The organism is Candidatus Obscuribacterales bacterium (genome assembly GCA_036703605.1).
Lineage (GTDB): Bacteria > Cyanobacteriota > Cyanobacteriia > RECH01 > RECH01 > RECH01.
The window spans coordinates 1-7,376 of record DATNRH010001081.1 but is presented as its reverse complement, the minus strand read 5'-3'; the positions used below and the strand labels follow the sequence as shown (position 1 = coordinate 7,376).

Annotated in this window: 8 protein-coding genes; 3 read left to right on the top strand and 5 right to left on the bottom strand. The window is 54.4% G+C overall.

Features of this window, described 5'->3' with window-relative positions:
- Positions 1 to 55 precede the first annotated feature (55 nt).
- From mreD to fabG, 5 genes are all read right to left on the bottom strand, one after another.
- Positions 56 to 646: a rod shape-determining protein MreD gene (gene mreD, locus V6D20_22180; GenBank protein HEY9818493.1), complete on the bottom strand. Its 591-nt coding sequence runs from the start codon at positions 644 to 646 to the stop codon at positions 56 to 58.
- 33 nt (positions 647 to 679) lie between these two features.
- Positions 680 to 1,477, bottom strand: coding sequence for a rod shape-determining protein MreC (mreC, locus tag V6D20_22175; protein ID HEY9818492.1), 798 nt, complete (start codon positions 1,475 to 1,477; stop codon positions 680 to 682).
- A 152-nt stretch (positions 1,478 to 1,629) separates the two neighbouring features.
- Positions 1,630 to 2,673 (bottom strand): rod shape-determining protein, encoded by a 1,044-nt coding sequence (locus V6D20_22170; protein HEY9818491.1) that lies wholly within the window; start codon positions 2,671 to 2,673, stop codon positions 1,630 to 1,632.
- A gap of 700 nt (positions 2,674 to 3,373) precedes the next feature.
- Positions 3,374 to 3,643, bottom strand: a complete 270-nt coding sequence (locus V6D20_22165; protein HEY9818490.1) for a hypothetical protein — start codon at positions 3,641 to 3,643, stop codon at positions 3,374 to 3,376.
- Between the two features lie 47 nt (positions 3,644 to 3,690).
- Positions 3,691 to 4,443 carry a 3-oxoacyl-[acyl-carrier-protein] reductase gene (fabG, locus tag V6D20_22160; GenBank protein HEY9818489.1) on the bottom strand — a complete coding sequence of 251 codons (753 nt, stop codon included), beginning with the start codon at positions 4,441 to 4,443 and terminating at the stop codon, positions 3,691 to 3,693.
- A gap of 336 nt (positions 4,444 to 4,779) precedes the next feature.
- Here fabG and V6D20_22155 point away from each other — a divergent pair, with 336 nt between their 5' ends.
- The 3 genes from V6D20_22155 to V6D20_22145 all read left to right on the top strand — a co-directional run bounded on the left by V6D20_22155 (position 4,780) and on the right by V6D20_22145 (position 7,283).
- Positions 4,780 to 5,784 carry a permease gene (locus V6D20_22155; GenBank protein HEY9818488.1) on the top strand — a complete coding sequence of 335 codons (1,005 nt, stop codon included), beginning with the start codon at positions 4,780 to 4,782 and terminating at the stop codon, positions 5,782 to 5,784.
- A 55-nt stretch (positions 5,785 to 5,839) separates the two neighbouring features.
- Positions 5,840 to 6,634 (top strand): TIGR03943 family protein, encoded by a 795-nt coding sequence (locus V6D20_22150; GenBank protein HEY9818487.1) that lies wholly within the window; start codon positions 5,840 to 5,842, stop codon positions 6,632 to 6,634.
- Positions 6,635 to 7,082: 448 nt separating this feature from the next.
- The gene (locus V6D20_22145; protein ID HEY9818486.1) at positions 7,083 to 7,283 is read left to right on the top strand and encodes a hypothetical protein; all 201 of its coding nucleotides are present in this window, start codon (positions 7,083 to 7,085) and stop codon (positions 7,281 to 7,283) included.
- Positions 7,284 to 7,376 lie beyond the last annotated feature (93 nt).

The window sequence follows — 7,376 nt, the reverse complement described above, 5'->3', positions numbered from 1 at the left end:
CGTTCTTCCGTCTTCGTTCTTCCGTCTTCGTTCTTCGCTCTTCGCTCTTGCAGTACTAGGAGGGTTCAACAGCTTTGATTCGTTCCCACCAGCGATTGAGCGGGTAATAAATGACGGGCGACCACATGCTGCTGAGAATGGCAGAACTAAGGGCAATGCGCTGGTGGTAATACCAAATTCTCGATAGCGAGTACTGAATCGAGTCGCGATCGTTGATCCAAGCATGGACACTAAACTGCAGGGCGGTAATCGTTTCAGACAGAACAGCCATGCCAAAAACAATCAGCGCAATGGAAATAAAATCTTCCTGCAAGAAGCGCTGCTTTTGAATGCGGGCCGTCAAGACACCGGCAATCACCAGGCCGACAGCATGGGACGGAGCAGTGGCGGTCATGCCATCTTGGATGAACCCTAAAACCAACCCAGCGATCGCCCCCTGCCATGCCGGCCGCTTCACGCTCCAAGCCACAACCCAAATCAATAGCCAATTGGGGCCAACGCCGAGCAGCTCCATGCCCGGAAAGCGAGTCGGCAACATCAGCACACAAAGCACCACCGACAGCACCGTAATGCTCCAGTTGGCGATGCGGGGCCCTTGCTTGCTTCCTAGATTGAGGCGATCGCTTAAGGTCATCACTCGGGTCATTGGAGTATCGCTGAGAGGAATCGCTGAGAAATATTACTGAGATTCATTAGAAGATGGAGCATCGTCAGGCATTACATCTTCAGGCATGGGCATCCGCGAGTTGGGGGTAATAATCACCCACTCCAACCGACTAATGGGCGAGGTGAGCTCAATCACCGCCTCAGGAGCTGGACTGCGGTTGAGGTTCACCGACTCCACCACCCCCACGGGTAGGCCTGGCGGAAACAGTTGGCTCAAGGAAGATGTGGACACCGCATCCCCTGCCTGCACCTCCGGTACCTTATCAAAAAATTCCATGACCACGCGGCTTTCAGACTGACCGCGAATGTAGCCCATGGAGCGCGATCGACTAATCGTGACCCCCACCTGACTCGATGGGTCGCTAATCAACAGCACGCGGCTGGTGTTGGGAGTCACCTGTACAATGCGTCCTACTAGCCCACCCGTGCCCGACACCACATCGCCCACTGAGACGCCATCACGACTGCCCTTGGCAACGGTGAGCTGTTGCCACCAATGATCGGAGCTGCGGCCAATAACGGGGGCAACAACGCCTGCCTGGGATGTATTCTCACGATAGTCGAGCAGTTCTTGAAGCCGACGATTTTCGCTTTCCAGCTCCACAACTCGCTGCTGCAGCTCTCGGGATTGGGCTGTTTCCAGCATGTCAACTTGGTCTGGCGTACCCTGGAACGGGCGCGACAAAATGCCGTACAGCTCCAAAAATATGCCAGCATTCGTTTGCCGGATGCCCCAGGCCAGACTTAACAGCAGACCCACCATCCCGGCTTTTAGTGCGTACTGACCCCACCAACGGCGTAAAGAATACATCTAAGTGATTGTGTAGATAGGATGTCGCTACCCTGGGGGTAGCCGAACCTGGGACTGTAGCTGTGATAAACGGTGCAGGGGCTGAAGTTGTTGGCTAGCAGCACCTGCAGAGTTCATGCCACAGCAATCGTCTAGAGCGATCGCCCTAGAGATTAGAGATTGCGCGATCGCCCACTGAAGACCCGTTCAAGCTGCTTGAAGTTCTCCAGCACTCGTCCGGTGCCGAGGACAACACAACTCAGCGGATCAGCGGCGATATGTACCACAATGCCCGTTTCATGGCTAATCAGAGTATCCAGCCCGCGCAGCAGTGCCCCACCGCCGGCTAGCATAATCCCCCGATCAATAATGTCGGCGGCCAATTCGGGAGGTGTGCGCTCTAGGGTGCGCTTCACGGCTTCCACAATCACCGACAGCGGTTCCGACATCGCTTCTCGGATTTCCGGGCTCTTGACGGTGATAGTACGAGGTAGACCGGACAGCATATGCAGACCGCGCACATCCATCAGGGTTTCATTATCGCCATCGGTGGGATAGGCCGAGCCGATGAAGATCTTGATTTCCTCTGCTGTACGTTCCCCAATCACCAGGTTGTGAACCTTTTTCATGTACTGGGTGATGGCTTCGCTCAGCTCATCTCCCGCCACCCGCACTGATTCACTCAGTACCGTGCCCTGCAAACTCAAGACAGCAACCTCGGTGGTACCACCGCCGATATCGATGATCATGTTGCCGGTAGGTTCTGCTACAGGCAGCCCAGCGCCAATGGCGGCAGCAACCGGTTCATCGATTAGGTAGACGTCCCTAGCTCCGGCTTGAGAAGCAGCCTCCATCACCGCGCGCCGTTCAACTCCGGTTACGCCGCTTGGAATGCCAATGACAATGCGGGGAGAGACTAGTGTGCGTCCCTCATGCACTCGTCGAATGAAATGCTTGAGCATTAGCTCAGCCGTATCAAAGTCGGCAATCACACCGTCCCGCAGGGGACGTAGGGCAACTACATTTCCGGGAGTACGACCGAGCATTTTTTTTGCATCTTCCCCGACGGCAAGAGGCACTTTGTTTTCTTGATCCATCGCCACGACCGAGGGTTCTTGCAGAACAATTCCCTTGCCGGAAACGTAAACCAGTGTGTTAGCGGTACCCAAATCGATACCCATATCTCGTGAAAACGAGAAACGACTGAAGAAGCCCACTCCTTAACTCTCCTGCAACTAGGACGGTGCGATTGCTAAACAAATTGATCAAAGGTTAACAATGGTGCATACACCCGATGGGTGCTGGGGCTGGGAATAATGAATGAACCCGTTACCTGGCCCCGTTTTACGCTGGTCGTTAACACAGTGAGCGGCTAAGGCCTTAGCCGAACAGGATTCTATTACGTTTTCTGACCACAGTCTAGATGAGTCTCCCCAATTCGACTGGATTGAGTGAGATTCGTCGATACAGCATAATGGTCAGGATTCCTTGCGGTGAATGTCATGACAAGGCTGGATACCCCATGGTTGAAACTAGCTTGTTGAAATTGTGAGTTCAATGAACAGCTAATCAGTCTTCAACCATTTGATGCGTAAGACCTAATTGTATGACCTTACTCATGATCTTGCCTAATGAATCATTCCTATGCTAAGACGTCCGTTGGCTTGGACGAAATGGCGATCGCCCTGTGCGGCTACTCTGATTTGTTGATACAAGGCATTGGGGAAGGGGTCAGAAGAAAGTGAAAAAATGTGGTAGAAAAATTTGCGATCGCTCCCCATGCTTGACCAGAGATCAAGGGGGCGATCGCTCTATGGGTGCTGCAATGGGTGAACGTTGTAGTGCTGCTTGTGTAGCCACGCTCTCCGGCATCATCTACGGTGCCATGTGGAGATAGGCATCTCATCCGGGTGGCAATTACTCAGCGGCTGGTGGTTCTCCCCCCGCCGCTTCTTCATTCAGCAGGGTTTCCTTCGAATCTCCCCAATAGGCGCTGTAAGTCCACACTTCCATGCGCCCCGACTCTTCCATCGCCCAGCGGTAAATCGCCGACTTGGGGTTAATGCCGACCTCAATCAGCTTGGCACCCATGTAATATTCCATCTGACCTTTGGTGCGATCTTTGAGGGGTTGGGGCTGATTCTTTTCAATCTTGCGGGTGAGGTGAGCTTGGGTTGGTTTGGCCATGACGCTATCCTTAAAATCTTGAACAAACGATCGGCGCTAGAGCAGGGCTAGGCCATGACCATGCCACCATCCACATTGAAGGTCTGCCCGGTGATGTAGGCAGCGGCAGGGTCGGCGGCCAGGAAGCGCACCATCCCGGCAACATCGTCCGGTTGCCCATAGCGGCCGAGGGGGATGAATTTTAGGATCTCGTCAGAATTGAGGTCATGGGTCATGTCTGTGCTGATGAAGCCCGGCGCTACGGCATTCACCGTCACCCCTCGGCTAGCCAACTCCTTGGCAACACTTTTGGTAAAGCCAATCACGCCGGCTTTGGCCGCGCTGTAGTTGGACTGTCCAGGATTGCCCATCTGTCCAGACACCGAGGCGATATTAATGATGCGTCCCGATCGCTGCTTCAGCATCAATTTGCTGACGGCTTTGGTACAAAGGAAGACGCCGGTGAGGTTAAGGTCAATCACGGCCTGCCAGTCTTCGGGCTTCATGCGCAGCAGCAAGGTATCGCGGGTAATGCCAGCATTGTTGACCAAAACATCCACCCGTCCCCAGCGCTCTAGGACAGCACCGATCAAGCTATCCACTTGGTCGGCCTGAGCCACATCAGCCTGGAGGGCGATCGCTTCTCCACCGGCTGCCGTAATTTTCTCGACGACTTCATCCGCTGCCTGGCTAGAGCGAGCATAGTTGACTGCAACCTTCGCGCCTGCTTCCGCCAATGCCAGGGCGATCGCCCGCCCAATCCCTCGGGATGCCCCGGTGACCACGGCAACCTGTTCATGTAGTTGGGACGCTGTCGTCATAGTCTTAACCTCTCTAGCACTAAGCGTTTCTGAATGATGTTCGAAGGATGTAGGCGTCTGTCGGCTGCGGGATGGGTCGAGCTAGACCACGGCGATCGTTTTATGCGGATGGAAGCGATCGCCCCCAGAAGGGATGACCAAGGTGTCACGCTGGGGCAAACCCTATATCCCGCTTGGTTGACTGTCCGTCTTCGATCCATTATCTTACGCCTTTGCGGCCCTAGTCCGCGCTAGCAGGCCTGCTTCCTCCAACGCGGCCCGCCGACTGGCGGAGTGCATCCACGGTCAAACTCCTGTAAACTGACCGCCATTGGTCTTCAGCAGCATGTTCGGTCTATGACAGTTAAACTCACCAATGCTCTCACGCTATTTTTCAGTTTGCTTGTAGAAGCCATGCCGTTCCTGCTGTTGGGAGTATTGCTATCGAGCTTACTGCTGCTGTTTGTGGATGAACGTCGGTTGATTGCCGTCATGCCCAAACATCCGCTTGCCGGAGCCTTGGCCGGCAGTCTGGCAGGATTTCTCTTCCCGGTATGCGAGTGTGGCAATGTACCGGTAGCACGACGGCTGTTGATCCAGGGGGCTCCATCCTCCATGGCGGTTGGCTTTCTCCTCGCGGCTCCCACGGTAAATCCCATTGTATTTTGGGCCACCTGGACAGCATTCCGCGATCAGCCAGAAATTGTTTTCCTGCGAATCTTCTTTTCTCTAGCGATCGCTGTCATTGTTGGCTGGACGTTTAGCCGGCAGGTGGATCTACGTCCAATGATGCAACCATCGGTGGCGCGGCTGATGCCCACCCCCGTGCCACCATCTCAGATAGGACAGTCGGCCCTATTACAGTCAGGTACCTTTTTACTAGACGCTGCTGGGCAGCCGATTCGCCTGGATAACCTGGTGGCGGCTGGGGGAACCATCATCTCTCGCCCTTTTTCAGAGCGGTTGCAGTTGATGATTGATAACGTGACCCAGGAGTTTCGGGAACTGGGGGGCATGTTGGTGATTGGTAGTGCGATCGCTGCCGCCGTTCAGGTCTTTGTACCTCGGGACATTATTCTGAGTTTGGGACAGGGGCCGATCACCTCCATCTTGGCGATGATGGCCTTGGCTTGGGTGGTCTCCATTTGCTCCACGGTAGACTCCTTTTTTGCCCTCGCCTTTGCCTCCACCTTTACCAGTGGCTCCTTGCTGGCATTCCTCGTCTTTGGCCCGATGATCGACCTGAAAAATATCGGACTGCTGCTAACGGTCTTTCGAGGACGCACCATTCTCTATCTATTTATGCTGGCGGGACAGCTCACCTTCTTGTTTTGCCTGGTGATGAACCTTTACATTAGCTAAGCGTGGCTGGTGCTGCACCTAAGCGATATCTTCCTCTCCTCACCCGTTTTGAACCATGACTGTCAATGTGAAATCGTCCGCCTCCCGCCGCCGTCGCCGATCGCCCTATATTCCCTGGCAGATGATCCTCGACCTGCTGGCGATCGCCGCTTGGAGTTGGCTGCTGTTGAAGTATTGGATCACTGGCACCATTAATGTGCTGCTGCATCCGGACTATCACTGGCTGGCGATCACCGCCGGCATTTTCTTGGCCATTCTCGCCGTTGTTAAACTACAGCAGATTGTTCAAGGGGTGCGATCGCAGCGTCCTCTGCCGAAAATGCCCCACACGACCCTATTTCCCTTAGGCATGAGCAGCACCCTACTGCTTGGGGTCGCCATCCTAGGATTCATCGTCACGCCCCGCCCCTTTGCCAGCGATCTAGCCGTACAGCGCGGGGTTGCCGATACGTTGATTATGACGCGATCGCAGCCCCAGTCGTTTCGCACCAGCACCCGTCCGGAAGAGCGCTCTGTGATTGACTGGGTACGCACCCTAAATGTCTACCCTGAACCCGATGCCTACACGGGTCAGCCGGTGCGGGTGGAAGGCTTTGCCGTGCATTCCCGCGAACTCTCAGACGATTACCTGACCATCACCCGCTTTGTGATCACCTGCTGTGCTGCCGATGTCTACCCGGTCGGCTTGCCGGTGAAGCTTCCCACCAACCGCCTAGATTACCCAGCCGATACCTGGTTTCGGGTGGAAGGTGAAATGATCACAGAAACCTTGAACGGCATCCGGCAATTGGTGATTCAAGCCACGGCGTTGACCGAAATTCCAGAACCAGCCAATCCCTACGACTACTAAGGGGCGATCGCGGCTTGGATCCCTCCGACCAGCCCCTGAAGCGACCCTTAGGCTGGGTAAAATCTAGCGCAACCCAGCTCCTAGCTCCTCATCGATGCTATGACGCTCGCCTAATACCAGTTCTTCAAACGATTGCGGTAGAACATCCACCCTTCAAAGTCCCTATCCCTCTCTGGGAGAGGGATTTAGGGTGAGGGCAACATGTAGCAAGTAAAGCGTGCGTGGGTCAGAGGTTCAACGTGAACCATGGCCGACAGGGCTAATCAAACCTGTCCATGAATGACTATGAATGGACACGGCGATGATGTTGAGCGTACGTCAAGAAACATAAAACAATCTGAATTAAGTGTTTTCTGTAACATTCAATACAGAAAATAATTGTTATATTAGTTCCATAGGATACTTTTTTCCAGTACCCCACTTAAATACACCTTTGGAGGTCTTGACTATGTCTGCACAGGATCAAGCTCGTGCGCTTATGCACCGCCACCACCATCTCGTTAAGCACCGTCAGCAATCCTTGCTGAGCCGCAGTGCAGCAGAGGTTGGCTTGCCCTCTGAGGCGGCCCATTACTGGGGGCATATTCAGGGTAAGGCGCAGCCGACCTTCCGAGACAGCTACGATCGCAGCCACGCATCCCTCAGCTAATCCACGCACAACCGCCCACCGTAGGCATGGACTGACAGTAGACAGTGTGACCTCAATAGGTGATCTTGATGCGTACACCTTCTGACCCTAGTG